We start from the raw sequence: 25,662 nt of genomic DNA on the forward strand, positions 1-25,662 counted from the left end.
GGAGCAAGAATGTTAGAACTTTCGGAAAGCAACATTCATTTAAATGCTAACGCAGCTGATAAACAACAAGCGATTGAAATGGCAGCGTCCGCATTAGTTCAAGCAGACAATGTGGAAAATGGTTACTTACAAGGAATGCTAGCCCGCGAGTTGCAAACCTCAACCTTTTTAGGCAATGGCATCGCTATTCCTCATGGCACCTTGGATACTCGTTTGATGGTAAAGAAAACGGGTGTGCAAGTGTTTCAGTTTCCTCAAGGCATAGAATGGGGCGAAGGAAATATTGCTTATGTCGTGATTGGCATTGCGGCGCGATCTGATGAGCATTTGTCCTTATTACGTCAACTTACTCACGTTTTGAGTGATGAAGATACCGCAGCGAAGTTAGCAAAAATAACCGATGTTGCTGAATTTCGTGCGATTTTAATGGGTGAAACTATCGAACCGTTTGAAATTCCTGCTGCTAATATCAGTTTAGATGTAGATACTCAAAGTTTATTAACTTTAGTTGCGATCAATGCGGGGCAATTACAGGTGCAAAGCGCGGTAGAAAATCGCTTTATTTCTGAAGTGATAAATAATGCGGCATTACCACTTGGCAAAGGGTTATGGGTAACGGATTCTGTCGTAGGAAACATGAAAAATGCCTTAGCATTCAGCCGTGCCAAAACGATTTTTAGCCACAATGGAAAAGCTGTAAAAGGCGTGATAACCGTTTCAGCTGTCAGTGATCAAATTAATCCAATTTTAGCGCGTTTATTAGATGATGATATTCAAACAACCTTGCTCAATGGTAACTCAACAGAAATTTTGACCGCACTTTTTGGTTCATCGAGTGATGTTGAAACTCAATCTGTAGAAGGTGCCGTTGTGGGAACTTTTACGATTCGTAATGAACATGGTTTACATGCGCGTCCAAGTGCAAATTTGGTTAATGAAGTGAAAAAATTCACTTCGAAAATTACCGTGCAAAATCTTACTCGTGAAAGTGAAGTCGTCAGTGCAAAAAGTTTGATGAAGATTGTTGCACTTGGTGTAACGCAAGGTCATCGTTTACGTTTTGTGGCGGAAGGGGAAGATGCAAAACAAGCTATTGAAGCATTGGGCAAAGCGATTGCCGATGGCTTGGGCGAGAATGTTTCTGCAGTGCCTCCATCTGAACCAGATACAATTGAGATTATGGGGGAGCAAATTCACGCACCAGCGGTAAGCGAAGATAATAACTTGCCAGCAAATGCTATTGAGGCAGTGTTTGTGATTAAGAACGAACACGGTTTGCACGCTCGCCCAAGTGCAGTATTGGTAAACGAAGTGAAAAAATATAATGCCTCTGTGGCGGTTCAAAATCTTGATCGTAATTCTCAATTAGTGAGCGCTAAAAGTTTGATGAAAATTGTGGCATTAGGTGTAGTAAAAGGGACTCGTTTACGTTTCGTTGCGACGGGCGATGAAGCACAACAAGCTATTGACGGAATCGGTGCGGTGATTGAATCGGGTTTAGGTGAATAGTATGGCAAGCGTCGTAACAATTACTTTAAATGCCGCCTATGATTTAGTCGGGCGTTTAAATCGTCTCCAACTTGGCGAAGTAAATACCGTAGAAACCCTTGGTTTATTTCCTGCAGGAAAAGGCATTAATGTCGCAAAAGTGCTAAAAGATTTAGGCGTTGATGTTGCAGTAGGCGGTTTCTTGGGCAAGGATAATTCAGCTGATTTCGAGCAAATGTTTAATAAGCACGGTTTGGAAGATAAATTCCACCGTGTTGATGGCAAAACGCGTATCAATGTAAAAATTACCGAAACTGAAGCCGATGTTACAGATTTAAATTTCTTAGGATATCAAATAAGCCCACAAGTTTGGCAACAATTTGTGACGGATTCTTTAGCTTATTGTTTAAATTATGACATTGTCGCTGTTTGTGGCAGTTTACCTCGAGGTGTATCTCCTGAATTGTTTGCTGATTGGTTGAGTCAGCTTCACCAAGCTGGCGTAAAAGTTGTGCTTGATAGTAGCAATGCTGCGCTCACCGCTGGATTAAAAGCGAAACCTTGGCTAGTAAAACCCAATCATCGAGAACTTGAGGCTTGGGTTGGTCATTCATTAAATCGTCTTGAAGAAATTATTGCGGCAGCACGGCAACTCAAAGCAGAAGGCATTGAAAACGTAATTATTTCAATGGGCGCAAAAGGTTCTTTATGGATTAATAATGAAGGTGTGCTCAAAGCCGAACCACCAAAATGTGAAAATGTAGTGAGTACCGTTGGAGCAGGGGATTCCATGGTAGCAGGCTTAATCTATGGTTTTGAAAAAGGTTTATCGAAAGCTGAAACCTTAGCTTTTGCTACGGCAGTGTCCGCTTTTGCAGTGTCTCAAAGTAATGTTGGTGTGAGTGATTTGAGTTTACTTGACCCCATTTTAGAAAAAGTACAAATAACGATGATTGAAGGATAGTATGAAGTTATTTTTAACCCAATCAGCTAATGTAGGCGATGCGAAAGCCTATTTATTACATGAAGTTTTTCGAGCAGCTGCACAAAAAGCGAATGTCTCTATTGTAGAAACAACAGCCGAAGCAGATCTTGTTCTCGTATTTGGTTCTGTCTTACCAAATAACCCTGATTTAGTTGGTAAAAAAGTCTTTATTATTGGCGAAGCTATCGCCATGATTTCACCTGAAGTCACGCTGGCAAATGCCTTAGCCAATGGAGCAGATTATGTTGCTCCGAAAAGTGCGGTGAGTTTTACAGGTGTTTCTGGTGTAAAAAATATTGTTGCGGTAACTGCTTGTCCGACAGGCGTTGCGCATACGTTTATGTCAGCCGAAGCGATTGAAGCCTATGCGAAAAAGCAAGGTTGGAATATAAAAGTTGAAACCCGAGGTCAAGTTGGGGTTGGCAATGAAATTACTGCAGAAGAAGTCGCGGCGGCTGATTTGGTATTTGTTGCAGCAGATATTGATGTGCCTTTAGATAAATTTAAAGGTAAGCCAATGTACCGTACTTCAACAGGATTAGCCCTGAAGAAAACCGAGCAAGAATTTGATAAAGCATTTAAAGAAGCCAAAGTTTTTGATGGTGGAAATAATGCAGGAGCGAAAGAAGAAAGCCGTGAGAAAAAAGGTGTGTACAAACACTTGATGACTGGTGTTTCTCATATGTTACCGTTAGTAGTTGTGGGTGGATTATTGATCGCGATTTCCTTTATGTTCAGTTTCAATGTAATTGAAAACACAGGGATTTTGCAAGATCTTCCAAATATGTTGATGAATATCGGTAGTGGTGTGGCGTTCAAGTTAATGATTGCTGTGTTTGCCGGTTACGTTGCATTTTCTATCGCTGATCGTCCAGGGCTTGCAGTTGGTTTGATTGCGGGGATGCTGGCAAGTGAAGCGGGCGCAGGGATTCTTGGCGGTATTATTGCGGGTTTCTTAGCGGGCTATGTGGTGAAAGGGCTGAATGTGATTATTCGATTGCCAGCAAGCCTGACTTCATTAAAACCGATTTTAATTTTACCGCTCTTGGGTTCGATGATTGTTGGCTTGACGATGATTTATCTCATCAATCCACCAGTGGCTGAAATTATGAAAGAGCTAAGTACTTGGCTTACTTCAATGGGCGAAGTGAATGCGATTGTGTTAGGTGCAATTATCGGCGCTATGATGTGTATCGATATGGGCGGGCCGGTAAATAAAGCAGCATACACCTTTTCGGTTGGATTGATTGCTTCCCAAGTTTATACGCCAATGGCTGCAGCAATGGCCGCGGGGATGGTTCCTCCAATTGGTATGACAGTTGCAACTTGGATTGCTCGCAATAAATTCACAGTTAGCCAACGCGATGCGGGGAAAGCATCATTTGTCCTTGGTTTATGCTTTATTTCTGAAGGTGCATTACCATTTGTGGCAGCAGATCCAATTCGAGTCATTATTAGCTCTGTGATTGGTGGTGCGGTGGCTGGTGCGATTTCAATGGGATTAAATATTACCTTACAAGCTCCGCACGGCGGATTATTTGTTATTCCATTTGTATCTGAGCCATTGAAATATTTTGGTGCAATTGCGATTGGTGCTTTATCAACAGGCGTAGTTTACGCCGTCATTAAATCGAAAAACAATGCGGAATAATACCGCACTTTGAATGTAAAAAAGCCGATTCATTTGAATCGGCTTTTATTTTGGAATAGATTTATTTTTCACGATCGTCGATCGTTTGTAGCAAATAATTTCCCTCTGCATCAGCAAGACTGCGGAAACCTACATTCGTGATTTTGTAGGGATACTTTGTTCGATAAGTAAAGTTTTCGTGATGATGTCCGTGGAATACTTGCTTAACCCCCATCTTCATTGCCAAATCATTGATTACTTGGAAACCCATCGGATGTGGTTTAGGTGCTTCATGACAAATCAATACATCCGCTTGTTGATTTTCTAAGATTTCAATATCGGATGGAAAAATTGACGTGCGATGACGCAAAGGCACACCGCCTCGCCAGATTTTCTCCTGTGGGCTATATTGACAATAATGAATAGGATCAAAAAACATGGGGCGATTGGGCGGCATCCAAATTTGCCCGCGGAACACACCGCCTAACCCAGCAATGCGAGTACCTTGAATATCAACTACGCGATTGTGTAAATTTCGTGATTGCCATTCAGAGCCCCAAATCGCATCAAAAGCACTAATTGTTTTGCTATCATGATTTCCATGAATAAACCAAATATCACAATGTTGTGCGAGTTTATCCAACTCATCTGTTGTGATGAGCTGTAAATCGCCTAAAATTATGAGTGCGACATTTTCCTGTTCTCTCACAAAAGGGTAAATATGATCGTAGCTTCCGTGTGGATCACCGGCAAATAAGATCATTGATGTTTTCCTTTTATAACAAATGGACTATTTTGCAATTCACTGATTTCTTCTTCATTTAACACTTTCTCAATGACTGCTTTAACTTGGTTATAACGGTCAAGATAACTTGGCGATTCAATCTCTATATAAGGAACTTTATATTTATCTAACAGTTTTTTGAGTAGTTGTTGAAATTGTTGGCGTTGTTTTTGTGAGCCTAAGCTGCGTAAGCCATCATCCACCCATTCAGTATTATTTTTCAGCAAAATAGTGACATCGAAGGGATATTCTTTAATCATTGAGTCTAAAAATGGGTGAGCTTTTCCTTCATATTGAATGCAGAAAGCTTGCGTGGTGATGAAATCCGTATCAATAAATGCAATTTTATGTGCATGGCGCACGGCATAATCAATATATCGTTGATGACCAAGAGCCATTTGCGGATAATCAGAATATTGCATAGCTTGCTCATTACCACCGAGTTTTTCAAATACAAATTCACGTCCGTATTCCCATGCAGAGGTGGTATTAAATACGGCGGCTAACTTATTAACGAGCACGCTTTTACCGCTACTTTCTCCACCTAAAATTGCCACCGTTTTGGCAAAGAAAGGACGAACTTCTTTCGGAATAAATTTCCAATATTGGAATGGTGTCGTACGAATTTTAGTTGCGGACACATTAAAGAAAGTGCGGTCAGGATCGACTAACGAAACTTCTAAACCTAAGTATTTCTCGTAAGGCGCTTTATCTTGAGGTTCGCTACTAAATACGATTGAAGGTTCAAAATGCTTTTCATTAAATAACGTTTTAACTGCTTCACTCCAAGATTGCCAGCCATTTGGATAACTTGGAATACCGTCTTCAACCAAATGATGAATAAAAATCTGATTTTTTTGATATTTGAAAATTTGCTGCATCCAACGCAAACGATCCTGCACGGTTGGCATACGTTTCATTTTACTATCGTAAAATAATTTCAAATCGCGCTCCGTATCACTACACACGATAACGTGCAGTTCATCTACTTTACTGAACGCTTCATAAATCATATTTATATGACCTGTGTGTACGGGATAAAATTTCCCGAAAATGACACCGACTTTTTTCTCTTTTGCTTTTGACATAATCCGTTCTTGATAGCGTAAGAATTGAGTGCGTTTATTGTAGGCTAAATGAAAATATTTTTCACGTTCTGATTTAGTGCCTAGGTATTTTGCGCTATACTTAGTGCGCATTCTCAGGGCAGGGTGAAATTCCCTACCGGTGGTAAAGCCCACGAGCGTTTAAAAGTGCGGTCAATTTTTGGCAAATTTTCCCTGCTAAATTGTCCTGTTCTTCACTTTTAAAGTCAGCAGATTTGGTGAAATTCCAAAGCCGACAGTAAAGTCTGGATGAAAGAGAATAAAAGGAGTTGGCTTCCCAAATCGTTCATTTTATTTGCATTTCTCAGCCCTGATTCTGGTATTTAATTGAAATCTCAAATTAGGAAATTACTATGAATCAGTCAATTTTATCCCCATTCGGCAATACCGCTGAAGAACGCGTACTTAACGCAATTAATGCTTTCAAAGATGGAAATGGTGTATTAGTTTTAGATGATGAAGATCGTGAAAATGAAGGTGATTTAATTTTCCCGGCAGAAACAATCACACCAGAACAAATGGCAAAATTAATTCGTTATGGAAGTGGTATAGTTTGTTTATGCATTACCGATGGACGTTGCCAACAACTCGATTTGCCACCAATGGTAGAACACAATAATAGCGTAAACAAAACGGCTTTTACGGTTACGATTGAGGCTGCAAAAGGTGTTTCTACAGGCGTATCTGCCGCAGACCGAGTAACCACTATTCAAACGGCGATTGCGGATAATGCTGTTCCGACAGATTTACATCGTCCGGGCCATGTATTTCCACTTCGTGCAGCAAATGGCGGTGTCCTTACCCGTCGCGGACATACTGAAGCTTCCGTTGATTTAGCACGTCTGGCAGGATTTAAAGAAGCAGGCGTTATTTGTGAAATCACGAATGACGACGGCACAATGGCTCGCGCCCCTGAGATTGTAGAATTTGCGAAAAAATTTGGTTATTCTGTGCTAACCATTGAAGATTTGGTTGAATATCGTTTAACTCATAATATTTAGCATGAAGAAGTGCGGTGAAAATTTCTATGATTTTTAACCGCACTGTTTATATTATACAGCTTCATCTTTTTATTTATTTTGGTAACTTTTATGCAGAGCACAGAACAACACAATTATGTCATTAGTTTAACTACTGAACAAAAACGCCGAAAACATATTACAGAAGAATTCTGTAAGCAGAATATTCCTTTTGAATTTTTTGATGCTATCACGCCTGACCTTATTGAAGAAACCGCTAAAAAATTTAATATTACATTAGATCGCTCTCCTAAAGCCAAGTTGTCGGATGGGGAAATTGGTTGTGCATTAAGTCATATTGTCTTGTGGAATTTAACCTTAGAGAACAATTTAAACTATATCAATATTTTTGAAGATGACATTCATCTAGGGGAAAATGCCAAAGAATTATTAGAAATTGATTATATTTCTGATGATATTCATGTTTTAAAATTAGAAGCAAATGGCAAAATGTTCTTTAAAAAACCACAAACTGTAAAATGTGATAGAAATATTTATCCTATTACGGTAAAGCAATCTGGAACTGCTGGATATACTGTTACAGCGAAAGGGGCTAAATATTTACTTGAATTAGTAAAAAATAAACCGCTTGATGTAGCTGTTGATTCTCTTGTTTTTGAGGATTTTTTACATTTCAAAAATTATAAAATAGTACAACTTTCACCTGGTATTTGTGTTCAAGATTTTGTTTTGAATCCAAGCAATCCTTTTGAAAGTAGCTTAAAAGAGGGGCGAGATAGAGTGCATGGAAGTCAACATAAGTCTTCTGTTTTAGAAAAAATAAAAAATGAATTTGGACGAGTAAAAATAAAAATGTTCGGAAAACAAGTTCCATTTAAATAACAAAAGAGCAGTTAAAAATCCCATTGAATTTTAACTGCTCTTTTTGTTTATTTTATTTCTGGTAAATTTACTGCACCTTCATAGCCTAATTGTCGCCATGCTTCATAAACCGTTACTGCGACAGAATTAGACAAGTTCATACTGCGACTATTGGCTGTCATTGGAATGCGGATTTTTTGTTCCATCGGCATTTCATTTAAAATTGACATCGGAATGCCGCGAGTTTCGGGGCCAAACATTAAATAATCACCAAGTTCAAACTTTACCTGACTATGTGCTGGACTGCCTTTTGTTGTGAGTGCAAAGAGACGTTTAGGTTTTTCGCTTTCTAAAAAGGCTTCAAAAGTCTTGTGACGTTTGATTTCTGCAAATTCGTGATAATCCAAACCTGAGCGGCGTAAGCGTTTATCATCCCAGGTGAAACCTAGCGGCTCAATTAAGTGCAAGCGAAATCCTGTATTGGCACAAAGGCGAATAATGTTACCGGTATTTTGTGGGATCTCTGGTTCATATAAAACGATATCTAACATAATTTTTTCTCTAATTCTGATATAAACGATAACTCACCATTCCCGTTGTTTTTTCTTTCAATAACGTCCAGTTTTCAGGAGTGATGAGCGGTTTATCTTTCTCTGTTTCTACGTAAATTAACGCATTGGGTTTTAGCCAATTATTTTCACAAAGCAAGTTAATTGCTTGTTCTGCCAAATTAAAATGAAAGGGTGGATCTAAAAACACGACATCAAAGTGCGGTTGATTTTGTGGCTGTTTTAGAAAATCCAAACTACTTTGATTAACCACTTCAGCCTGTTCTGATGAGCATTTGAGTGTTTGTAAATTCTTTTTTAATTGATTGGCGACGGTTTTATCTAATTCTAAAAAAGTCACTTTTTTCGCTTGGCGAGAAAGTGCTTCAAAACCTAATGAACCACTCCCCGCAAAGCCATCTAAACATTCAGACTGATGGATATAAGGCATTAACCAATTAAAAAGCGTTTCTTTCACTCTATCGCCAGTTGGGCGTAAGCCTTCTGAATTTAATACTGGAAGTTTTCGACCTCGCCATAGACCTGCAATAATGCGAACCTCGCCCTTTGCATTTGGCGTTTGTATTTTTTTCATAAAGATTCGATTTTTATTGAAAATTGTGCTTAGTTTAGACGATTTTTTGCTAGAATAAACGACATTTTTATCGGATTACAGTTAAGAGAGCATTTTATGGCTGAAGAAAATAAAAAAGGCGGATTTTGGGCATCGTTATTTGGGCGTAATAAAAAGCAAGATGAACCTAAAATTGAGCCGATAATAGAAGAAAAGATTAAAGATGTCGAGCCATCTATTGAAAAACTTGAAACTCATGATTTAGTTGAAGAACCGTCTGAATTAGAGGCAGTAGAAAGTGCGGTGGAATCTGAGCCGTTTTTAGTAGAAAGCATTGAAACGAATGAAATAGTTGAAGACGAAAAAATACAGGAAATTTCAACCGCACTTGAGCCAGTCGAAGAAATCATCGAAGCGAAAAATTTAGAAGATGACCTTCCTATTACAGAAACCGTGGTTGAATCTGAAATTGTTGAAGATATTAAAGATGAGCTTCAGCCTGTTGTTGAAATTGAAACTCGCGAAAAGCCAAGTGAAGGGGGCTTTTTTAGTCGTTTAGTGAAGGGATTACTGAAAACTAAACAAAATATTGGCGCAGGTTTTCGTAGTTTTTTCTTAGGAAAAAAAATTGATGATGAGTTGTTTGAAGAATTAGAAGAACAACTGTTGATTGCGGATATTGGCGTGCCGACAACAAGTAAAATCATCAAAAATTTGACTGAGCATGCAAGTCGCAAAGAATTACAAGATGCCGAGCTTTTATATCAACAATTAAAAGTAGAAATGGCGGATATTCTTGAGCCAGTAGCACAGCCATTAAAGATTGATAGCACGAAGAAACCTTATGTGATTTTAATGGTGGGCGTAAATGGCGTGGGGAAAACGACGACAATTGGTAAGCTTGCACGTAAATTTCAGGCTGAAGGAAAATCAGTGATGCTCGCAGCAGGTGATACTTTCCGTGCAGCGGCCGTTGAGCAGCTTCAAGTTTGGGGAGAACGCAATCACATTCCAGTTGTTGCCCAAAGCACCGGCTCTGATTCTGCATCGGTGATTTTTGATGCGATGCAATCAGCGGCTGCACGCAATATTGATATTCTTATTGCGGATACGGCGGGTCGTCTGCAAAATAAAAATAACTTAATGGACGAACTGAAAAAAATTGTTCGTGTTATGAAAAAATATGATGAAACTGCACCACATGAAATTATGCTTATGCTGGATGCTGGAACGGGACAAAATGCCATTAGCCAAGCGAAGTTATTTAATGAAGCTGTAGGTTTAACAGGGATCTCTCTAACTAAATTAGATGGCACGGCAAAAGGTGGCGTGATTTTTGCCATAGCCGATCAGTTTAAGTTGCCTATTCGCTATATCGGTGTAGGCGAGAAAATTGAAGATTTACGTGAGTTTAATGCCAAAGAATTTATTGAGGCATTATTCGTTCATGAAGAAGAATAAAAAGAATAAGGAAAAATTGTGATTAAGTTCTCAAATGTTTCTAAAGCCTATCATGGCGCAACACAGCCTGCGTTACAAGGCTTGAATTTTCATCTTCCTGTGGGAAGTATGACTTACTTAGTTGGGCATTCAGGCGCAGGGAAAAGTACATTACTCAAGCTTATTATGGGAATGGAAAAAGCCAATGCGGGTCAAATTTGGTTTAACGGGCACGATATTACTCGCTTGTCGAAATATGAAATTCCATTTCTGCGTCGCCAAATTGGTATGGTTCACCAAGATTATCGTTTACTAACAGATCGTACTGTGGTGGAAAATGTGGCATTGCCATTGATTATTGCAGGTATGCATCCAAAAGATGCGCATACACGTGCGATGGCATCTTTAGATCGTGTAGGATTGCGTAATAAAGCTCACTATTTGCCACCACAAATTTCTGGAGGGGAGCAGCAACGTGTTGATATTGCGCGTGCTATTGTGCATAAACCTCAGCTCTTACTAGCAGATGAGCCAACGGGTAACCTAGATGATGAACTTTCTTTAGGCATTTTTAATTTGTTTGAAGAATTTAATCGTCTCGGAATGACTGTGTTAATTGCTACTCACGACATTAATTTAATTCAACAAAAACCAAAACCTTGTCTTGTACTTGAACAAGGTTATTTACGTTATTAAGGAATAATCATGAGCCGACCAACGGATGCATCCTTTTTTGTTCAAACAGCCTATACTTTGCGTGCAGTATGGGCGGATTTATGGCAACGTAAATTTGGCACGCTGCTCACGATTTTGGTGATTGCTGTATCTCTGACGATCCCAACCGTGAGCTATTTAATGTGGAAAAATTTACATTTAGCGACCACTCAATTTTATCCTGAAAGTGAATTGACGATTTATCTTCACAAAAATTTAAGTGAAGAAGACGCGAATTTAGTGGTAGAGAAAATCCGTCAACAAGAAGGGGTGGAATCACTGAATTATGTCTCTCGTCAAGAAAGTTTAAAAGAATTCAAAAGTTGGTCTGGCTTTGGTGAAGAATTAGAAATTCTAGATGATAATCCATTACCTGCGGTCGTCATGGTAAAACCTACAAGCGAATTTAATGTTTCAGAAAAACGTGATGAGTTACGTACCAATTTAAATAAAATTAAAGGCGTGCAAGAAGTTCGCTTGGATAACGATTGGATGGAAAAATTAACCGCACTTTCTTGGTTAATCGCCCATGTGGCAATTTTCTGCACTGTATTAATGACGATAGCGGTATTTTTAGTTATTGGTAACAGTATTCGCTCTGATGTGTATAGTAGCCGATCAAGTATTGATGTGATGAAATTGCTTGGTGCAACAGATCAATTTATTCTTCGTCCTTATCTTTATACAGGGATGATTTATGCCGTGTTAGGTGGGTTAGTTGCTGCGATTTTTAGTAGCTTTATTATCAGCTATTTTACTTCTGCAGTGAAATACGTAACGGATATTTTTGCCGTTCAATTCAGTTTGAATGGATTAGGCGTTGGGGAATTTGTATTCTTATTAGTGTGCTGTTTAATTATGGGATATGTTGGTGCGTGGATTGTAGCAAAACGACATATTACGCTATTAGATAACCATCAATAATTTTAATATGCTAAGTGCGGTGATTTTTCTAGGTATTTTTCGATGAGAAAATACGGCGATAAATGACTGCACTTTTTATTTGCTTTGAATAAATCCCTTGCAATTTGTTTAACTTTTGTGTAGTATTTGCAGGCTTTCAATATGAAAGCCGTTTAATGTAATCATTTATTAAACGAGCATGACGATATGTCACGCTAAACAATGTTTCCGATTTGGAGACTATATAACAGGTAACTTGCACCTCCTTTTCTATTTTGAAGTTAGAATTGTGATTGGTGTTAGTTTTTTATTAGCTAAATTTTATTGGAGCTCTGGTCTAATGCAGAACCAAAGAATCCGTATCCGCTTAAAAGCTTTCGATCACCGTTTGATCGATCAATCTACTGCGGAGATCGTAGAAACAGCTAAACGTACTGGTGCACAAGTTCGTGGTCCAATCCCTTTACCAACTCGTAAAGAGCGTTTCACCGTGTTGATTTCTCCACACGTGAACAAAGATGCGCGTGATCAATACGAAATTCGTACACACAAACGTTTAGTAGATATCGTAGAGCCAACAGAAAAAACTGTTGATGCATTAATGCGTTTAGATTTGGCTGCCGGCGTGGACGTGCAGATCAGCCTAGGTTAATTAAGAGGTTATTACAATGATTGGTTTAGTCGGTCGTAAAGTTGGTATGACCCGTATCTTCAATGAAGACGGTGTTTCAGTACCAGTTACCGTTATCGAAATCGAAGCCAACCGCGTAACTCAAGTTAAAACTCTTGAAAACGATGGCTATACTGCAGTTCAAGTTACAACTGGTTCTAAAAAAGCGAATCGTGTAACTAAACCTGAAGCAGGCCATTTCGTGAAAGCAGGTGTTGAAGCTGGTCGCGGTTTATGGGAATTTCGTACTGAAGGTGAAGAATTCACTTTAGGTCAAGAAATCAATGTTGACATCTTTGCAGATGTTAAAAAAGTAGATGTTACTGGTACTTCTAAAGGTAAAGGTTTCCAAGGTGGTGTTAAACGTTGGAACTTCCGTACTCAAGATGCTACACACGGTAACTCTTTATCACATCGTGTACTTGGTTCTATTGGTCAAAACCAAACTCCAGGTCGTGTGTTTAAAGGTAAAAAAATGGCAGGACATTTAGGTGCTGAGCGTGTAACCGTTCAATCACTTGAAGTTGTTCGTGTAGATGCTGAGCGTAAATTGCTATTAGTAAAAGGTTCTGTACCTGGTGCTATCAATGGCGATGTTATCGTTAAGCCAGCAGTTAAAGCATAAGTCTAGGAGATAGAGATGGAATTACAAGTTGTAGGTGCAAACGCACTAACTGTTTCTGAAACTACCTTCGGACGTGAGTTTAACGAAGCGTTGATCCACCAAGTTGTTGTTGCTTATGCAGCAGGTGCGCGTCAAGGTACTCGTGCGCAAAAAACTCGTGCTGAAGTGTCTGGTTCAGGTAAAAAACCTTGGCGTCAAAAAGGTACAGGTCGTGCTCGTGCTGGTGATATCAAATCACCAATCTGGCGTTCTGGTGGTATAACCTTCGCGGCTAAACCACAAGATCACAGTCAAAAAGTGAACAAGAAAATGTACCGTGGTGCTATCAAAAGCATTCTTTCTGAATTAGTTCGTCAAGACCGTTTGGTTGTTGTTGAAAAATTCGAATTAGATGCACCAAAAACTAAAGTTTTAGTACAAAAATTAAAAGATTTAGCAGTTGAAGATGCGTTAATTATCACAGCAAGTTTAGATGAAAATCTATTCTTAGCAGCGCGTAACTTATACAAAGTTGATGTACGTGATGTTCAAGGTATCGATCCAGTTAGCTTAATCGCTTTCGATAAAGTGATTGTTACTGTTGACGCTGTGAAACAAATTGAGGAGATCCTAGCATGAGTCAAGAACGTTTGCTAAGCGTGCTACGTGCACCGCACATCTCTGAAAAAGCAACTAACAATGCTGAAAAATCTAACACTGTTGTACTTAAAGTTGCTTTAGATGCGAACAAAGCTGAAATTGCTGCTGCTGTTGCTCAATTATTTGAAGTAAAAGTTGACTCTGTTCGTACCGTGGTTGTTAAAGGTAAAACTAAACGCCGTGGTAGTAAAATGGGTCGTCGCAGCGACTGGAAAAAAGCTTATGTAACTTTAGCCGAAGGCCAAAACTTGGACTTCGTGGACAGTGCAGAGTAATCGGAGGAAATTAGAGAATGGCTATCGTTAAATGTAAGCCGACCTCCGCTGGTCGTCGTCACGTTGTTAAAATCGTGAACCCTGAATTACACAAGGGTAAACCTTACGCACCTCTTCTAGATACTAAATCTAAAACTGGTGGTCGTAACAACTATGGTCGTATTACTACTCGTCACATTGGTGGCGGTCACAAACAACACTACCGTTTAATCGATTTCAAACGTAACAAGTTAGACATCCCAGCGGTTGTTGAGCGTTTAGAATATGATCCAAACCGTTCTGCTAACATTGCTTTAGTGCTTTATAAAGATGGTGAACGCCGTTATATTTTAGCACCTAAAGGTCTGTCAGTAGGCGATCAAATCCAAGCTGGCGTAAACTCACCAATTAAAGTGGGTAACTCATTACCAATGCGTAATATCCCAGTTGGTTCAACAGTACATAACGTTGAATTAAAACCAGGTAAAGGCGGTCAAATCGCTCGTTCTGCTGGTGCTTATGTACAAATCATCGCACGTGAAGGCAACTATGTAACTTTACGTTTGCGTTCAGGCGAAATGCGTAAAGTATTAGCTGAATGTGTTGCTACAATCGGTGAAGTTGGTAACTCAGAACATATGCTTCGCGTATTGGGTAAAGCTGGTGCTAACCGCTGGAGAGGTATTCGCCCTACAGTTCGTGGTACTGCAATGAACCCAGTAGATCACCCACACGGTGGTGGTGAAGGTCGTAACTTTGGTAAACACCCAGTAACTCCTTGGGGCGTTCAAACCAAAGGTAAGAAAACTCGTCACAACAAACGTACTGATAAATATATCGTACGTCGTCGTGGCAAATAATAGATTAAATTAAAGAGGATTAGCCATGCCACGTTCTCTCAAGAAGGGTCCTTTCCTTGACCTACACTTGTTGAAGAAGGTAGAGAAGGCGGTGGAAAGCGGGGATAAAAAACCAATCAAAACTTGGTCCCGTCGTTCAATGATCATTCCATCAATGATCGGATTGACCATCGCAGTCCATAATGGTCGTCAGCACGTTCCTGTTTATGTATCTGATGAAATGATCGGTCATAAGCTTGGTGAATTTGCACCGACTCGTACATACCGCGGTCACGCGGCAGATAAGAAAGCTAAGAAATAAGAGGTAAAGAGATGGAAACTATCGCAAAACATCGTTACGCTCGCACTTCTGCCCAAAAAGCTCGCTTAGTTGCCGATTTAATTCGTGGTAAAAAAGTTGCGCAAGCATTAGAAATCTTAACTTTCACTAACAAAAAAGCAGCAGCTTTAGTGAAGAAAGTTTTAGAATCAGCTATTGCAAACGCAGAGCACAATGACGGTGCAGATATCGATGATCTTAAAGTTGCTAAAATCTTCGTTGATGAAGGTCCTAGCATGAAACGTGTTATGCCACGTGCTAAAGGTCGTGCAGATCGTATTTTAAAACGTACTAGCCACATTACTGTGGTTGTGTCAGATCGTTAATAAGTAGAGGAATAGCAATGGGTCAAAAAGTACATCCACATGGTATTCGCCTAGGTATTGTTAAACCTTGGAGCTCTACTTGGTTCGCGAATACACAAGACTTCGCTGACAATCTTGAAGGCGATTTCAAAGTACGCAAATTCTTAAATAAAGAATTAGCAAATGCTTCAGTTTCACGTATTACTATTGAGCGTCCAGCTAAAAGTATTCGTGTAACTATTCACACAGCTCGTCCTGGTATCGTAATCGGTAAAAAAGGCGAAGATGTTGAAAAATTACGTAACGCAGTGTCTAAAATCGCTGGCGTTCCTGCTCAAATCAACATTGCTGAAGTGAAAAAACCTGAATTAGATGCGAAATTAGTTGCAGATAGCATCGCTTCTCAATTAGAACGTCGTGTAATGTTCCGTCGTGCAATGAAACGTGCGGTACAAAGCGCAATGCGTTTAGGTGCTAAAGGTATCAAAGTTGAGGTTAGCGGTCGTTTAGGTGGTGCAGAAATCGCACGTTCAGAATGGTATCGTGAAGGTCGCGTACCTCTACATACTCTTCGTGCGGACATCGATTATAACACTGCAGAAGCTCACACAACTTACGGCGTAATCGGCGTTAAAGTGTGGATCTTCAAAGGTGAAATTCTTGGTGGAATGGCTGCCGTTGCGCAATCAGAACAACAACCTGCCGACAAGCCTAAAAAGGCTCCTCGCGGTAAAGGTCGTAAGTAAGGAGAAACGCTAAATGTTGCAACCAAAACGTACAAAATTCCGTAAAGTTCACAAAGGCCGCAACCGTGGTATCGCGGGCGGTACTGAAGTTAGTTTCGGTACTTACGGTTTAAAAGCAGTTGGTCGTTGTCGTTTAACCGCTCGTCAAATCGAAGCGGCACGTCGTGCAATGTCACGTGCAGTAAAACGTCAAGGTAAAATCTGGATTCGTGTATTCCCAGATAAACCAATTACTGAAAAACCATTAGAAGTCCGTATGGGTAAAGGTAAAGGTAACGTTGAGTACTGGGTAGCCTTAATCCAACCGGGTAAAGTGCTTTATGAAATGGATGGTGTGTCTGAAGAAGTAGCAAGAAACGCATTTGCATTAGCAGCTGCTAAATTGCCAGTTAAGACCACTTTCGTAACTAAGACGGTGATGTAATGAAAGCTCAAGATTTACGTACAAAAAGTGTTGAAGAGCTGAATGCTGAATTAGTAAACCTTTTAGGTGAACAATTCAAGTTGCGTATGCAGACAGCCACCGGTCAGCTTCAACAAACCCATCAGGCTAAACAAGTGCGTCGTGATATTGCACGTGTAAAAACTGTATTAACCGAAAAGGCGGGTGAGTAATGACTGATAAAATTCGTAGCGTACAAGGTAAAGTTGTTAGCGACAAAATGGAAAAATCTTTCGTTGTTGCTATTGAACGTAAGGTAAAACACCCTTTATATGGTAAATTTATCCGTCGTACAACTAAATTACACGTACACGATGAGAATAATGAAGCCAAAGTTGGTGATACCGTAGAGATTCGCGAATGTCGCCCTCTATCAAAAACCAAATCTTGGACTTTAGTTCGCGTTGTTGAGAAAGCAGTTATTGCTTAATTAATAACAAAGAGTAATAAAATAAAAGCCAATAGTGTAAATCTATTGGCTTTTTTTACATTTAAGTATTGTAAATTTCAACCGCATTTTTAGTAAATGGGCTAAGAGGATAAAGGTAAATTATCATTGCCTTTCTCTTTTTCTTTTGATAAAATCCCACAGCTATCCGCCATTCTGTCTCAGTAGTGCGGATGGGTTCGTCCCGAAAGGGTGTTTTTTTAATCTTAACGGAGCACTAATATGATCCAAGAACAGACTATGCTGGATGTTGCTGATAATTCAGGCGCTCGCAGCGTAATGTGTATCAAGGTTCTAGGTGGATCGCACCGTCGTTATGCTGCGATTGGTGACATCATCAAAATTACTGTAAAAGAAGCAATTCCACGCGGTAAAGTAAAAAAAGGTGATGTATTAAAAGCAGTTGTTGTGCGCACCAAGAAGGGTGTTCGTCGCCCAGATGGCTCAGTTATTCGTTTCGATGGTAACGCTTGTGTAATTTTAAATAATAACACTGAGCAACCAATCGGTACTCGTATTTTTGGACCAGTGACTCGTGAACTTCGTTCTGAGAAATTCATGAAGATCATTTCTTTAGCTCCAGAAGTACTGTAAGGGGAATGTAATGGCTGCTAAAATCCGTCAAAATGATGAAGTAATTGTTCTTACTGGTAAAGATAAGGGCAAACGTGGCAAGGTAACTAAAGTGTTACCAAACGGTAAAGTGTTTGTTGAAGGTATCAACATTATTACTAAACATGAAAAACCAGTTCCTGCATTAGGAAAAGTTGGTGGTTTAGTGAAAAAAGAAGCTGCAATTGACGCTTCAAATGTTGCGATTTTCAATCCTAAAACAAATAAAGCTGACCGTGTAGGTTTTAGATTCGAAGACGGCAAAAAAGTACGTTTCTTCAAATCTAACAATGAAATTATCTAACAAACTGGAGTAATGCGATGGCGAAACTGCATGATTACTACAGAGATCAAGTAGTAAGCGAATTAAAAAATAAATTCGGCTACAAATCTGTCATGCAAGTCCCACGAATCGAAAAGATTACCCTGAATATGGGTGTGGGTGAAGCATTGACCGACAAAAAATTGCTAGACAACGCAGTAGCGGACTTAGCAGCAATCAGCGGTCAAAAACCTTTAGTAACTAAAGCTCGTAAATCTGTTGCTGGCTTTAAAATCCGTCAGGGATATCCAATCGGTTGTAAAGTAACACTACGCGGTGAGCGTATGTGGGAGTTCTTTGAACGTTTAATTACAATTGCTGTTCCACGTATTCGTGACTTCCGCGGTTTAAGCGCGAAATCATTCGATGGTCGTGGTAACTATAGCATGGGTGTGCGTGAACAAATCATCTTCCCTGAAATCGATTACGATAAAGTAGATCGTGTACGTGGTTTAGATATCACTATCACAACTACTGCTAAGAATGATGAAGAAGGTCAAGCACTACTTGCTGCCTTTAATTTCCCATTCCGTAAATAAGGCAGGTTATAATGGCTAAACAATCAATGAAAGCACGCGATGTAAAACGCGTTAAATTGGCTGAAAAATTCTACGCAAAACGTGTTGAATTAAAGAAAATCATTTCTGATGTCAATGCCTCTGATGAAGATCGTTGGGATGCAGTGTTAAAGTTACAAACTTTACCACGTGATTCTAGCCCATCTCGTCAACGTAACCGTTGCCGCCAAACTGGACGTCCTCATGGCGTTTTACGTAAGTTTGGTTTAAGCCGAATTAAGGTTCGTGAAGCTGCAATGCGCGGTGAAATCCCAGGCCTTAAAAAAGCGAGCTGGTAATATACCACTTTATTTTGGAATCGGAGAAAAAGTACAATGAGTATGCAAGATCCAATCGCAGATATGCTGACCCGTATTCGTAACGGTCAAGCTGCGAACAAAGTTGCAATCAATATGCCTTCTTCCAAGCTAAAAGTGGCAATTGCCAACGTATTAGCTGCTGAAGGTTATATCGAAAGCGTAAAAGTTTTAGAAGGTGCTAAACCTGAATTGGAAATTACTTTAAAATATTTCCAAGGCAAACCAGTTGTAGAAAGCATCCAACGTGTAAGTCGTCCTGGTCTTCGTATTTACAAACGTAAAGATGAATTACCAAAAGTTATGGGCGGTTTAGGTGTTGCAGTTATTTCTACATCTAAAGGTGTTATGACTGACCGCGCTGCTCGTCAAGCAGGTTTAGGCGGTGAGATCATCTGTTATGTAGCTTAATAGAGAGGTAGGAAAATGTCTCGTGTTGCAAAGGCACCTGTTAATATTCCTGCCGGCGTTGAAGTTAAACTCGACGGTCAGCTATTAACAGTAAAAGGTAAAAATGGCGAGTTATCTCGCAAAATTCATGAATCAGTTGAAGTAAAACAAGATAACGGACAATTTACGTTCACTCCACGTGAAGGTTTTGTTGAAGCAAATGCTCAATCGGGTACTGCACGTGCATTAGTTAATGCAATGGTTATCGGTGTTACTGAAGGTTTCACTAAAAAATTGGTATTGGTGGGTGTAGGTTACAGAGCTCAACTTAAAGGCAATGCAATTGCATTAAGTTTAGGCTATTCTCACCCAGTAGAGCATACTTTACCGGCAGGTATTACTGCAGAATGTCCATCTCAAACCGAAATCGTGTTGAAAGGTGCAGACAAACAGTTGATCGGTCAAGTTGCAGCAGATATTCGTGCTTATCGCCGTCCTGAGCCTTATAAAGGTAAAGGGGTACGTTACGCTGATGAAGTGGTACGTATCAAAGAGGCTAAGAAGAAATAATTAAGGTAACACTATGGATAAGAAATCAGCTCGTATCCGTCGTGCAGCTCGTGCACGTCATATGATGAGAGAGCAAGGTGTAACTCGTTTAGTTATTCACCGCACTCCACGTCATATTTATGCACAAGTTATTGCACCAAACGGTTCAGAAGTGCTTGCCGCTGCTTCAACTGTTGAGAAAGCAATTCGTGAGCAAGTAAAATACACCGGTAATAAAGATGCTGCTGCTGCAGTAGGTAAAGCTGTTGCAGAACGCGCATTAGCAAAAGGCGTTCAAGCTGTTGCTTTTGATCGTTCCGGTTTTAAATATCATGGTCGTGTCCAAACTTTAGCGGACGCTGCACGTGAAGCTGGTCTACAGTTCTAATGAGGTAAATTGAGATGTCAAACATCGAAAAACAAGTTGGTGAACTGCAAGAGAAGCTAATCGCAGTAAACCGTGTATCAAAAACTGTAAAAGGTGGTCGTATTATGAGTTTCACTGCATTAACTGTGGTGGGCGATGGTAATGGCCGAGTAGGTTTTGGTTATGGTAAAGCACGCGAAGTTCCAGCAGCGATCCAAAAAGCAATGGAAAAAGCACGTCGTAATATGATTAACGTTGCTTTGAATGAAGGTACATTACAGCATCCAGTTAAAGGTGTACATACTGGTTCACGTGTATTTATGCAGCCAGCAAGCGAAGGTACAGGTATCATCGCTGGTGGTGCAATGCGTGCAGTATTAGAAGTTGCAGGTGTACGTAACGTTCTTTCTAAAGCGTATGGTTCTACCAACCCAATTAACGTTGTTCGTGCAACTATTGATGCATTAGCAAACATGAAATCACCAGAAATGGTTGCTGCAAAACGCGGTAAAACTGTTGATGAAATCTTGGGGTAATGAATAATGGCTAAAACTATTAAAGTAACACAAGTTCGTAGTTCAATTGCTCGTTTACCGAAGCATAAAGCTACCTTGCGTGGTCTTGGTCTTCGCCATATGCACCACACTGTTGAGTTAATTGATACGCCTGCAGTACGTGGTATGATTAACCAAGTTTCATACATGGTTAAAGTGGAGGAGTAAGAGATGCGTTTAAATACTCTATCTCCGGCTGAAGGTGCAAAGCATAGCGCTAAACGCCTTGGTCGTGGTATTGGTTCAGGTTTAGGCAAGACAGGTGGCCGTGGTCATAAAGGTCAAAAATCTCGTACTGGTGGCGGTGTTCGTCGCGGTTTCGAAGGTGGTCAAATGCCGTTATACCGTCGTTTACCAAAATTTGGTTTCACTTCAATGAAAGCTGCAGTAACTGCAGAAGTTCGTTTGAATGAATTAACCAAAGTTGAAGGTAATGTAGTAACCTTAGAAACATTAAAAGCAGCAAATATCTTAACTAAAGATATCCAATTCGCTAAAGTAGTTTTAGCGGGTGAAGTGAAATCTGCAGTAACAGTTCGTGGTTTGCGTGTAACTAAGGGTGCAAAAGCAGCAATTGAAGCTGCTGGCGGTTCAGTTGAGGAATAATTAGCAAATGGCTAAACAACCAGGTTATCAAGCAAGAAGTACTAATAGCGGTAAAGGTGAATTAAAAAGCCGATTACTTTTCGTTTTAGGTGCGCTTATCGTTTACCGAATTGGTTCTTTCATTCCGGTTCCTGGTATTGATGCGGCTGTGCTAGCTCAATTAGTTGAACAACAAAAAGGCACCATCATTGACATGTTTAACATGTTCTCTGGTGGTGCATTAAGCCGTGCATCTATCTTAGCATTAGGTATTATGCCGTATATCTCGGCATCTATTGTAATTCAGTTGCTTGCAACGGTTTCTCCTGCTTTAGCAGAATTAAAGAAAGAAGGTGCTGCTGGTCAACGTAAAATTTCTAAGTATACTCGGTATGCGACAGTTGTTTTTGCAACCATTCAGGCAGTAGCTATTTCAACAGGTTTACCAAATATGTTACCTGGCTTAGTGCCAAATGTTGGATTTGGTTTTTACTTCACTTCAGTTGTTAGCTTAGTAACTGGAACTATGTTCCTCATGTGGTTAGGTGAACAAATTACTGAAAGAGGTATTGGTAACGGTATTTCAATTCTTGTTTTTGGCGGTATCGTAGCTGGTTTACCATCGGCTATACTTCAAACTATTGAGCAGGCTCGTCAAGGACAGATGCATCCATTAGTGCTTCTTCTTATCGCAGCTATTGTATTTGCAGTAACTTATTTCGTTGTTTTTGTTGAAAGAGGACAGCGTAGAATTCGCGTTGAATATGCAAAGCGTCAACAAGGTCGTCAAATTTTAGGTGGTCATTCGACACATTTACCATTGAAAGTAAATATGGCAAACGTAATGCCGGCAATTTTTGCCTCAAGTATTATTTTATTTCCTGCTACCTTAACTCAATGGTTTGGACAAAATGATAAGTTTGAGTGGTTAAATAACTTATCTATGCTGTTGAATCCGGGTCAACCTCTTTATTTGCTTGTTTATGCTGTAGCAATTATTTTCTTTAGCTTCTTTTACACTGCAATGCAGTATAATCCGCGAGATACAGCAGATAATCTAAAAAAATCTGGTGCATTTATTCCAGGAATTAGACCAGGGGAACAAACATCTCGTTATATTGATAAAGTTATGACTCGTCTTACACTGATTGGCGGTCTTTATGTAACGTTTGTGTGTTTAGTTCCTTATATTATGACATCGGCTTGGGATGTTAAATTTTACTTCGGTGGAACATCTCTTTTAATTGTAGTCGTTGTAATTATGGATTTCATCGTGCAGGTTCAGAGTCACTTAATGTCGTCTCAATATGAGTCTGCGTTGAAAAAAGCAAACCTTAAAGGTTTTGGACAATAATTGTTCATTTAGTAGAAAAGGATAAGCAATGAAAGTTCGTGCTTCCGTAAAGAAAATGTGTCGTAACTGTAAAATTGTTAAACGTGAAGGTGTTGTACGCGTATTGTGCAGCGATCCTAAACATAAACAACGTCAAGGTTAATTCATATTTTTTCTTGCAAAGAACCAGTTGAGCAGTTATACTGCTCAACTCATTTATGTCCTTGGTATTCTGTTTGAGTATCCTGAAAACGGGCTTTTCAAGATCAGAATACCAAATTAGTTAAAATAATAGGAGTGCATAGTGGCCCGTATTGCAGGCATTAACATTCCTGATCACAAACACGCTGTAATCGCTTTAACTGCAATTTACGGTATTGGTAAGACTCGTTCAAAAGCTATTTGTGCTGCAGCGGGTATTGCTGAAGATGTTAAGATCAGAGAATTGTCTGAAGAGCAGATTGACAAACTGCGTGACGAAGTTGGTAAATTTACCGTTGAAGGTGATTTACGTCGTGAAGTAACACTAAACATCAAACGTCTTTTAGACTTAGGTTGTTATCGTGGTTTACGTCACCGTCGTAGTTTACCGGTACGTGGTCAACGTACTAAAACTAATGCGCGTACCCGTAAGGGTCCACGTAAGCCGATCAAAAAATAGTCGGGGTAAATAAAGAATGGCTAAAACACCAGTTCGTGCACGTAAACGTGTAAAAAAACAAGTCGTAGATGGCGTAGCACATATTCACGCATCTTTCAATAATACAATCGTTACTATTACTGACCGTCAAGGTAACGCTCTAGCATGGGCGACTGCAGGTGGTTCAGGTTTCCGTGGTTCTCGTAAATCTACCCCGTTCGCTGCGCAAGTTGCTGCTGAACGTTGTGCTGAAATTGTTAAAGAATTCGGCTTAAAGAACTTGGAAGTTATGGTTAAAGGTCCGGGTCCAGGTCGTGAATCTACAATTCGCGCGTTAAACGCAGCGGGTTTCCGTATCACGAATATTACTGATGTGACTCCGATTCCTCATAACGGTTGTCGTCCACCGAAAAAACGTCGCGTTTAAGACGTATATAGGATAGTTGGAGAAAGAAAATGGCAAGATATTTGGGTCCAAAACTCAAGCTCAGCCGTCGTGAAGGTACTGATTTATTTCTTAAATCAGGCGTGCGTGCGATTGATTCAAAATGTAAAATTGATACAGCACCTGGTCAACATGGTGCTCGTAAACCGCGTTTGTCTGACTATGGTAGTCAATTACGTGAAAAACAAAAAGTTCGTCGTATCTATGGTATTTTAGAACGTCAATTCCGTAACTACTATAAAGAAGCAAACCGTTTAAAAGGTAACACTGGTGAAAATTTATTAGTGTTATTAGAAGGTAGATTGGATAACGTTGTTTATCGCATGGGATTTGCTGCAACTCGTGCAGAAGCTCGCCAATTAGTGAGCCATAAAGCGATTGTTGTAAATGGTCGTGTTGTTAACATTCCATCTTTCCAAGTTTCTGTAAATGATGTTGTTGCTGTTCGTGAGAAATCTAAAAAACAAGCACGTATTAAAGCGTCATTAGAATTAGCAGAACAAAGAGAAAAACCAACATGGTTAGAAGTTGATTCTGCAAAAATGGAAGGTGTGTTCAAACGTGTTCCTGAACGTTCTGATTTATCAGCAGATATTAACGAACATCTGATCGTTGAGCTTTACTCTAAATAATAGTTAAGCTTAAAAGCAAAGAGAGGATAAAATGCAGGGTTCTGTTACAGAATTTTTAAAACCACGTTTAGTAGATATTGAACAAATTAGTTCAACTCATGCTAAAGTGATCTTAGAGCCGTTAGAGCGTGGTTTTGGCCATACTCTAGGTAATGCATTACGTCGTATCCTTCTGTCTTCAATGCCAGGTTGTGCTGTAACTGAAGTGGAAATTGATGGCGTATTGCACGAATATAGTAGTAAGGAAGGTGTTCAAGAAGATATTCTTGAAGTTCTTTTAAACCTTAAAGGTCTAGCGGTTAAAGTACAGAATAAAGATGATGTTATTCTGACACTAAATAAATCTGGAATTGGCCCTGTTGTTGCAGCGGATATCACCCATGATGGTGATGTTGAAATTGTGAATCCGAATCATGTAATCTGTCACTTAACTGACGAAAATGCATCAATCAGTATGCGTATTCGAGTTCAGCGTGGTAGAGGATATGTTCCAGCTTCAGCTCGCACTCATAGTCAAGCAGAGGAGCGCCCAATTGGTCGCTTACTTGTTGATGCTTGTTACAGCCCAGTTGATCGCATTGCATATAATGTTGAAGCAGCTCGTGTTGAACAACGTACCGACCTAGATAAACTTGTTATCGAGTTAGAAACTAATGGAACCCTTGAGCCTGAAGAAGCAATTCGTCGTGCTGCAACAATCTTAGCAGAGCAACTCGATGCATTCGTTGATTTGCGTGATGTTCGTCAACCTGAGATTAAGGAAGAAAAACCGGAATTTGATCCGATTTTATTACGTCCTGTAGATGATTTAGAGTTGACAGTTCGTTCTGCTAACTGTTTGAAAGCAGAAACAATTCATTATATCGGTGATTTAGTACAACGTACAGAAGTTGAATTATTAAAAACACCTAATCTTGGTAAGAAATCTCTTACTGAAATTAAGGATGTGCTCGCTTCACGTGGCTTGTCACTTGGTATGCGCCTTGAAAATTGGCCACCAGCAAGTATTGCTGAAGACTAGTTTGGTCATAGGTTAAG

The 25,662-nt window shown here is 39.8% G+C and carries 38 protein-coding genes, 1 pseudogene and 1 riboswitch; of the genes and pseudogenes, 35 read left to right on the forward strand and 4 right to left on the reverse strand.

Going from position 1 to position 25,662, the window contains the following annotated elements; genetic code table 11:
• Window positions 1–9: 9 nt before the first annotated feature.
• From fruB to AC6H0J_RS02980, 3 genes are read left to right on the forward strand one after another with little or no spacing between them, the layout of a single operon-like run.
• Window positions 10–1,509: a fused PTS fructose transporter subunit IIA/HPr protein gene (fruB, locus tag AC6H0J_RS02970; RefSeq protein WP_497512811.1), complete on the forward strand. Its 1,500-nt coding sequence runs from the start codon at window positions 10–12 to the stop codon at window positions 1,507–1,509.
• Window position 1,510: 1 nt separating this feature from the next.
• On the forward strand, window positions 1,511–2,452 hold the full coding sequence (fruK, locus tag AC6H0J_RS02975; protein WP_497512812.1) for a 1-phosphofructokinase: 942 nt from the start codon (window positions 1,511–1,513) through the stop codon (window positions 2,450–2,452).
• Window position 2,453: 1 nt separating this feature from the next.
• Window positions 2,454–4,124 (forward strand): fructose-specific PTS transporter subunit EIIC, encoded by a 1,671-nt coding sequence (locus AC6H0J_RS02980; RefSeq protein ID WP_497512814.1) that lies wholly within the window; start codon window positions 2,454–2,456, stop codon window positions 4,122–4,124.
• Window positions 4,125–4,185: 61 nt separating this feature from the next.
• Here AC6H0J_RS02980 and AC6H0J_RS02985 read toward each other — a convergent pair whose 3' ends face one another.
• Window positions 4,186–4,866, reverse strand: a complete 681-nt coding sequence (locus AC6H0J_RS02985; RefSeq protein WP_005626124.1) for a metallophosphoesterase family protein — start codon at window positions 4,864–4,866, stop codon at window positions 4,186–4,188.
• A pseudogene (gene nadR / locus AC6H0J_RS02990) lies at window positions 4,863–6,104 on the reverse strand (multifunctional transcriptional regulator/nicotinamide-nucleotide adenylyltransferase/ribosylnicotinamide kinase NadR); the annotation flags it as partial. The pseudogene nadR and the gene AC6H0J_RS02985, both read right to left, overlap by 4 nt.
• Window positions 6,081–6,258, forward strand: a riboswitch (FMN riboswitch). (Overlaps the previous pseudogene by 24 nt.)
• Window positions 6,259–6,346: 88 nt before the next feature.
• Here nadR and ribB point away from each other — a divergent pair.
• Window positions 6,347–6,994 carry a 3,4-dihydroxy-2-butanone-4-phosphate synthase gene (gene ribB / locus AC6H0J_RS02995; RefSeq protein WP_005626122.1) on the forward strand — a complete coding sequence of 216 codons (648 nt, stop codon included), beginning with the start codon at window positions 6,347–6,349 and terminating at the stop codon, window positions 6,992–6,994.
• A gap of 90 nt (window positions 6,995–7,084) precedes the next feature.
• Complete coding sequence (locus tag AC6H0J_RS03000) at window positions 7,085–7,855, forward strand: glycosyltransferase family 25 protein (RefSeq protein ID WP_046952572.1); 771 nt, start codon at window positions 7,085–7,087, stop codon at window positions 7,853–7,855.
• A gap of 47 nt (window positions 7,856–7,902) precedes the next feature.
• Here the strand turns inward: AC6H0J_RS03000 and trmL are convergent, their stop codons facing one another.
• Both trmL and rsmD read right to left on the reverse strand, forming a co-directional pair.
• A complete protein-coding gene (trmL, locus tag AC6H0J_RS03005) occupies window positions 7,903–8,385 on the reverse strand; it encodes a tRNA (uridine(34)/cytosine(34)/5-carboxymethylaminomethyluridine(34)-2'-O)-methyltransferase TrmL (protein WP_005625919.1) in 483 nt (160 codons plus the stop codon).
• A gap of 10 nt (window positions 8,386–8,395) precedes the next feature.
• The gene (rsmD, locus tag AC6H0J_RS03010) at window positions 8,396–8,977 is read right to left on the reverse strand and encodes a 16S rRNA (guanine(966)-N(2))-methyltransferase RsmD (protein WP_005625917.1); all 582 of its coding nucleotides are present in this window, start codon (window positions 8,975–8,977) and stop codon (window positions 8,396–8,398) included.
• Between the two features lie 96 nt (window positions 8,978–9,073).
• On the opposite strand from rsmD, the gene ftsY reads away from it, so the two are divergent.
• The 30 genes from ftsY (at window position 9,074) to AC6H0J_RS03160 (ending at window position 25,645) form a co-directional block, all read left to right on the forward strand.
• Entirely contained in the window at window positions 9,074–10,417 is a 1,344-nt protein-coding gene (ftsY, locus tag AC6H0J_RS03015) for a signal recognition particle-docking protein FtsY (RefSeq protein WP_005625915.1), read from the forward strand.
• 18 nt (window positions 10,418–10,435) lie between these two features.
• Complete coding sequence (gene ftsE / locus AC6H0J_RS03020; RefSeq protein ID WP_005635730.1) at window positions 10,436–11,092, forward strand: cell division ATP-binding protein FtsE; 657 nt, start codon at window positions 10,436–10,438, stop codon at window positions 11,090–11,092.
• Window positions 11,093–11,101: 9 nt separating this feature from the next.
• A complete protein-coding gene (ftsX, locus tag AC6H0J_RS03025) occupies window positions 11,102–12,034 on the forward strand; it encodes a permease-like cell division protein FtsX (protein ID WP_005625910.1) in 933 nt (310 codons plus the stop codon).
• A gap of 319 nt (window positions 12,035–12,353) precedes the next feature.
• The gene (rpsJ, locus tag AC6H0J_RS03030) at window positions 12,354–12,665 is read left to right on the forward strand and encodes a 30S ribosomal protein S10 (protein WP_001181005.1); all 312 of its coding nucleotides are present in this window, start codon (window positions 12,354–12,356) and stop codon (window positions 12,663–12,665) included.
• Window positions 12,666–12,681: 16 nt separating this feature from the next.
• Window positions 12,682–13,308: a 50S ribosomal protein L3 gene (rplC, locus tag AC6H0J_RS03035; protein WP_005632753.1), complete on the forward strand. Its 627-nt coding sequence runs from the start codon at window positions 12,682–12,684 to the stop codon at window positions 13,306–13,308.
• A 15-nt stretch (window positions 13,309–13,323) separates the two neighbouring features.
• The gene (gene rplD / locus AC6H0J_RS03040; protein ID WP_005625901.1) at window positions 13,324–13,926 is read left to right on the forward strand and encodes a 50S ribosomal protein L4; all 603 of its coding nucleotides are present in this window, start codon (window positions 13,324–13,326) and stop codon (window positions 13,924–13,926) included.
• Window positions 13,923–14,222 carry a 50S ribosomal protein L23 gene (gene rplW / locus AC6H0J_RS03045; RefSeq protein WP_005625900.1) on the forward strand — a complete coding sequence of 100 codons (300 nt, stop codon included), beginning with the start codon at window positions 13,923–13,925 and terminating at the stop codon, window positions 14,220–14,222. The genes rplD and rplW overlap by 4 nt, the downstream gene beginning before the upstream one ends.
• Before the next feature lie 17 nt (window positions 14,223–14,239).
• Entirely contained in the window at window positions 14,240–15,061 is an 822-nt protein-coding gene (rplB, locus tag AC6H0J_RS03050; RefSeq protein WP_005625898.1) for a 50S ribosomal protein L2, read from the forward strand.
• A gap of 25 nt (window positions 15,062–15,086) precedes the next feature.
• Entirely contained in the window at window positions 15,087–15,362 is a 276-nt protein-coding gene (gene rpsS, locus AC6H0J_RS03055) for a 30S ribosomal protein S19 (protein ID WP_005539416.1), read from the forward strand.
• An 11-nt stretch (window positions 15,363–15,373) separates the two neighbouring features.
• A complete protein-coding gene (rplV, locus tag AC6H0J_RS03060) occupies window positions 15,374–15,706 on the forward strand; it encodes a 50S ribosomal protein L22 (protein WP_005625897.1) in 333 nt (110 codons plus the stop codon).
• A 17-nt stretch (window positions 15,707–15,723) separates the two neighbouring features.
• On the forward strand, window positions 15,724–16,431 hold the full coding sequence (gene rpsC, locus AC6H0J_RS03065; RefSeq protein WP_005625894.1) for a 30S ribosomal protein S3: 708 nt from the start codon (window positions 15,724–15,726) through the stop codon (window positions 16,429–16,431).
• A 13-nt stretch (window positions 16,432–16,444) separates the two neighbouring features.
• A complete protein-coding gene (rplP, locus tag AC6H0J_RS03070) occupies window positions 16,445–16,855 on the forward strand; it encodes a 50S ribosomal protein L16 (protein WP_005625890.1) in 411 nt (136 codons plus the stop codon).
• Window positions 16,855–17,046, forward strand: coding sequence for a 50S ribosomal protein L29 (rpmC, locus tag AC6H0J_RS03075; protein WP_005625888.1), 192 nt, complete (start codon window positions 16,855–16,857; stop codon window positions 17,044–17,046). Before rplP ends, rpmC begins: the two co-directional genes overlap by 1 nt.
• Window positions 17,046–17,303 (forward strand): 30S ribosomal protein S17, encoded by a 258-nt coding sequence (gene rpsQ / locus AC6H0J_RS03080; RefSeq protein ID WP_005625886.1) that lies wholly within the window; start codon window positions 17,046–17,048, stop codon window positions 17,301–17,303. Before rpmC ends, rpsQ begins: the two co-directional genes overlap by 1 nt.
• A 240-nt stretch (window positions 17,304–17,543) precedes the next feature.
• On the forward strand, window positions 17,544–17,915 hold the full coding sequence (gene rplN, locus AC6H0J_RS03085; protein ID WP_005548786.1) for a 50S ribosomal protein L14: 372 nt from the start codon (window positions 17,544–17,546) through the stop codon (window positions 17,913–17,915).
• A gap of 10 nt (window positions 17,916–17,925) precedes the next feature.
• Window positions 17,926–18,237 (forward strand): 50S ribosomal protein L24, encoded by a 312-nt coding sequence (rplX, locus tag AC6H0J_RS03090; RefSeq protein ID WP_005625883.1) that lies wholly within the window; start codon window positions 17,926–17,928, stop codon window positions 18,235–18,237.
• Window positions 18,238–18,254: 17 nt separating this feature from the next.
• Window positions 18,255–18,794: a 50S ribosomal protein L5 gene (rplE, locus tag AC6H0J_RS03095; protein ID WP_005625881.1), complete on the forward strand. Its 540-nt coding sequence runs from the start codon at window positions 18,255–18,257 to the stop codon at window positions 18,792–18,794.
• 11 nt (window positions 18,795–18,805) lie between these two features.
• Window positions 18,806–19,111: a 30S ribosomal protein S14 gene (rpsN, locus tag AC6H0J_RS03100; RefSeq protein ID WP_005625879.1), complete on the forward strand. Its 306-nt coding sequence runs from the start codon at window positions 18,806–18,808 to the stop codon at window positions 19,109–19,111.
• A gap of 36 nt (window positions 19,112–19,147) precedes the next feature.
• Window positions 19,148–19,540 (forward strand): 30S ribosomal protein S8, encoded by a 393-nt coding sequence (gene rpsH, locus AC6H0J_RS03105; protein ID WP_005625877.1) that lies wholly within the window; start codon window positions 19,148–19,150, stop codon window positions 19,538–19,540.
• 15 nt (window positions 19,541–19,555) lie between these two features.
• The gene (rplF, locus tag AC6H0J_RS03110; RefSeq protein ID WP_005625876.1) at window positions 19,556–20,089 is read left to right on the forward strand and encodes a 50S ribosomal protein L6; all 534 of its coding nucleotides are present in this window, start codon (window positions 19,556–19,558) and stop codon (window positions 20,087–20,089) included.
• Window positions 20,090–20,102: 13 nt separating this feature from the next.
• Window positions 20,103–20,456 (forward strand): 50S ribosomal protein L18, encoded by a 354-nt coding sequence (gene rplR / locus AC6H0J_RS03115; RefSeq protein WP_005625873.1) that lies wholly within the window; start codon window positions 20,103–20,105, stop codon window positions 20,454–20,456.
• Window positions 20,457–20,470: 14 nt separating this feature from the next.
• A complete protein-coding gene (rpsE, locus tag AC6H0J_RS03120; protein ID WP_005625871.1) occupies window positions 20,471–20,971 on the forward strand; it encodes a 30S ribosomal protein S5 in 501 nt (166 codons plus the stop codon).
• 6 nt (window positions 20,972–20,977) lie between these two features.
• Window positions 20,978–21,157, forward strand: a complete 180-nt coding sequence (gene rpmD, locus AC6H0J_RS03125; RefSeq protein ID WP_005543631.1) for a 50S ribosomal protein L30 — start codon at window positions 20,978–20,980, stop codon at window positions 21,155–21,157.
• A gap of 3 nt (window positions 21,158–21,160) precedes the next feature.
• A complete protein-coding gene (rplO, locus tag AC6H0J_RS03130; protein ID WP_005625870.1) occupies window positions 21,161–21,595 on the forward strand; it encodes a 50S ribosomal protein L15 in 435 nt (144 codons plus the stop codon).
• Window positions 21,596–21,602: 7 nt separating this feature from the next.
• Window positions 21,603–22,928: a preprotein translocase subunit SecY gene (gene secY / locus AC6H0J_RS03135; RefSeq protein ID WP_005625869.1), complete on the forward strand. Its 1,326-nt coding sequence runs from the start codon at window positions 21,603–21,605 to the stop codon at window positions 22,926–22,928.
• Window positions 22,929–22,956: 28 nt separating this feature from the next.
• The gene (gene rpmJ, locus AC6H0J_RS03140; protein WP_005625868.1) at window positions 22,957–23,070 is read left to right on the forward strand and encodes a 50S ribosomal protein L36; all 114 of its coding nucleotides are present in this window, start codon (window positions 22,957–22,959) and stop codon (window positions 23,068–23,070) included.
• Window positions 23,071–23,211: 141 nt separating this feature from the next.
• Window positions 23,212–23,568 carry a 30S ribosomal protein S13 gene (gene rpsM, locus AC6H0J_RS03145; RefSeq protein ID WP_005625867.1) on the forward strand — a complete coding sequence of 119 codons (357 nt, stop codon included), beginning with the start codon at window positions 23,212–23,214 and terminating at the stop codon, window positions 23,566–23,568.
• A 16-nt stretch (window positions 23,569–23,584) separates the two neighbouring features.
• Window positions 23,585–23,974, forward strand: a complete 390-nt coding sequence (gene rpsK / locus AC6H0J_RS03150) for a 30S ribosomal protein S11 (RefSeq protein WP_005543603.1) — start codon at window positions 23,585–23,587, stop codon at window positions 23,972–23,974.
• Window positions 23,975–24,003: 29 nt separating this feature from the next.
• Window positions 24,004–24,624 (forward strand): 30S ribosomal protein S4, encoded by a 621-nt coding sequence (gene rpsD, locus AC6H0J_RS03155; RefSeq protein ID WP_005625866.1) that lies wholly within the window; start codon window positions 24,004–24,006, stop codon window positions 24,622–24,624.
• A gap of 31 nt (window positions 24,625–24,655) precedes the next feature.
• Entirely contained in the window at window positions 24,656–25,645 is a 990-nt protein-coding gene (locus AC6H0J_RS03160) for a DNA-directed RNA polymerase subunit alpha (RefSeq protein ID WP_005625865.1), read from the forward strand.
• The last annotated feature ends 17 nt before the right edge of the window (window positions 25,646–25,662 follow it).

The organism is Haemophilus sp. THUN1691, from assembly GCF_059704425.1.

What these genes read in the sequence shown, in the direction of transcription:
- trmL (WP_005625919.1), bottom strand. Translation starts at nt 8,385, where the DNA reads ATGTTAGATATCGTTTTATATGAACCAGAGATCCCACAAAATACCGGT.
- ftsX (WP_005625910.1), top strand. Translation starts at nt 11,102, where the DNA reads ATGAGCCGACCAACGGATGCATCCTTTTTTGTTCAAACAGCCTATACT.
- rpsN (WP_005625879.1), top strand. Translation starts at nt 18,806, where the DNA reads ATGGCTAAACAATCAATGAAAGCACGCGATGTAAAACGCGTTAAATTG.
- AC6H0J_RS02980 (WP_497512814.1), top strand. Translation starts at nt 2,454, where the DNA reads ATGAAGTTATTTTTAACCCAATCAGCTAATGTAGGCGATGCGAAAGCC.
- rpsK (WP_005543603.1), top strand. Translation starts at nt 23,585, where the DNA reads ATGGCTAAAACACCAGTTCGTGCACGTAAACGTGTAAAAAAACAAGTC.
- fruK (WP_497512812.1), top strand. Translation starts at nt 1,511, where the DNA reads ATGGCAAGCGTCGTAACAATTACTTTAAATGCCGCCTATGATTTAGTC.
- rpsS (WP_005539416.1), top strand. Translation starts at nt 15,087, where the DNA reads ATGCCACGTTCTCTCAAGAAGGGTCCTTTCCTTGACCTACACTTGTTG.
- rplB (WP_005625898.1), top strand. Translation starts at nt 14,240, where the DNA reads ATGGCTATCGTTAAATGTAAGCCGACCTCCGCTGGTCGTCGTCACGTT.
- rplC (WP_005632753.1), top strand. Translation starts at nt 12,682, where the DNA reads ATGATTGGTTTAGTCGGTCGTAAAGTTGGTATGACCCGTATCTTCAAT.
- rpsD (WP_005625866.1), top strand. Translation starts at nt 24,004, where the DNA reads ATGGCAAGATATTTGGGTCCAAAACTCAAGCTCAGCCGTCGTGAAGGT.
- rplO (WP_005625870.1), top strand. Translation starts at nt 21,161, where the DNA reads ATGCGTTTAAATACTCTATCTCCGGCTGAAGGTGCAAAGCATAGCGCT.
- rplF (WP_005625876.1), top strand. Translation starts at nt 19,556, where the DNA reads ATGTCTCGTGTTGCAAAGGCACCTGTTAATATTCCTGCCGGCGTTGAA.
- rplW (WP_005625900.1), top strand. Translation starts at nt 13,923, where the DNA reads ATGAGTCAAGAACGTTTGCTAAGCGTGCTACGTGCACCGCACATCTCT.
- secY (WP_005625869.1), top strand. Translation starts at nt 21,603, where the DNA reads ATGGCTAAACAACCAGGTTATCAAGCAAGAAGTACTAATAGCGGTAAA.
- rplE (WP_005625881.1), top strand. Translation starts at nt 18,255, where the DNA reads ATGGCGAAACTGCATGATTACTACAGAGATCAAGTAGTAAGCGAATTA.
- rplD (WP_005625901.1), top strand. Translation starts at nt 13,324, where the DNA reads ATGGAATTACAAGTTGTAGGTGCAAACGCACTAACTGTTTCTGAAACT.
- rplN (WP_005548786.1), top strand. Translation starts at nt 17,544, where the DNA reads ATGATCCAAGAACAGACTATGCTGGATGTTGCTGATAATTCAGGCGCT.
- rplX (WP_005625883.1), top strand. Translation starts at nt 17,926, where the DNA reads ATGGCTGCTAAAATCCGTCAAAATGATGAAGTAATTGTTCTTACTGGT.
- rpmC (WP_005625888.1), top strand. Translation starts at nt 16,855, where the DNA reads ATGAAAGCTCAAGATTTACGTACAAAAAGTGTTGAAGAGCTGAATGCT.
- rplR (WP_005625873.1), top strand. Translation starts at nt 20,103, where the DNA reads ATGGATAAGAAATCAGCTCGTATCCGTCGTGCAGCTCGTGCACGTCAT.
- fruB (WP_497512811.1), top strand. Translation starts at nt 10, where the DNA reads ATGTTAGAACTTTCGGAAAGCAACATTCATTTAAATGCTAACGCAGCT.
- rpsJ (WP_001181005.1), top strand. Translation starts at nt 12,354, where the DNA reads ATGCAGAACCAAAGAATCCGTATCCGCTTAAAAGCTTTCGATCACCGT.
- ribB (WP_005626122.1), top strand. Translation starts at nt 6,347, where the DNA reads ATGAATCAGTCAATTTTATCCCCATTCGGCAATACCGCTGAAGAACGC.
- rpsE (WP_005625871.1), top strand. Translation starts at nt 20,471, where the DNA reads ATGTCAAACATCGAAAAACAAGTTGGTGAACTGCAAGAGAAGCTAATC.
- AC6H0J_RS03160 (WP_005625865.1), top strand. Translation starts at nt 24,656, where the DNA reads ATGCAGGGTTCTGTTACAGAATTTTTAAAACCACGTTTAGTAGATATT.
- rplP (WP_005625890.1), top strand. Translation starts at nt 16,445, where the DNA reads ATGTTGCAACCAAAACGTACAAAATTCCGTAAAGTTCACAAAGGCCGC.
- rplV (WP_005625897.1), top strand. Translation starts at nt 15,374, where the DNA reads ATGGAAACTATCGCAAAACATCGTTACGCTCGCACTTCTGCCCAAAAA.
- ftsY (WP_005625915.1), top strand. Translation starts at nt 9,074, where the DNA reads ATGGCTGAAGAAAATAAAAAAGGCGGATTTTGGGCATCGTTATTTGGG.
- rpsC (WP_005625894.1), top strand. Translation starts at nt 15,724, where the DNA reads ATGGGTCAAAAAGTACATCCACATGGTATTCGCCTAGGTATTGTTAAA.
- rpsQ (WP_005625886.1), top strand. Translation starts at nt 17,046, where the DNA reads ATGACTGATAAAATTCGTAGCGTACAAGGTAAAGTTGTTAGCGACAAA.
- rpmJ (WP_005625868.1), top strand. Translation starts at nt 22,957, where the DNA reads ATGAAAGTTCGTGCTTCCGTAAAGAAAATGTGTCGTAACTGTAAAATT.
- rpsH (WP_005625877.1), top strand. Translation starts at nt 19,148, where the DNA reads ATGAGTATGCAAGATCCAATCGCAGATATGCTGACCCGTATTCGTAAC.
- AC6H0J_RS03000 (WP_046952572.1), top strand. Translation starts at nt 7,085, where the DNA reads ATGCAGAGCACAGAACAACACAATTATGTCATTAGTTTAACTACTGAA.
- rsmD (WP_005625917.1), bottom strand. Translation starts at nt 8,977, where the DNA reads ATGAAAAAAATACAAACGCCAAATGCAAAGGGCGAGGTTCGCATTATT.
- rpmD (WP_005543631.1), top strand. Translation starts at nt 20,978, where the DNA reads ATGGCTAAAACTATTAAAGTAACACAAGTTCGTAGTTCAATTGCTCGT.
- AC6H0J_RS02985 (WP_005626124.1), bottom strand. Translation starts at nt 4,866, where the DNA reads ATGATCTTATTTGCCGGTGATCCACACGGAAGCTACGATCATATTTAC.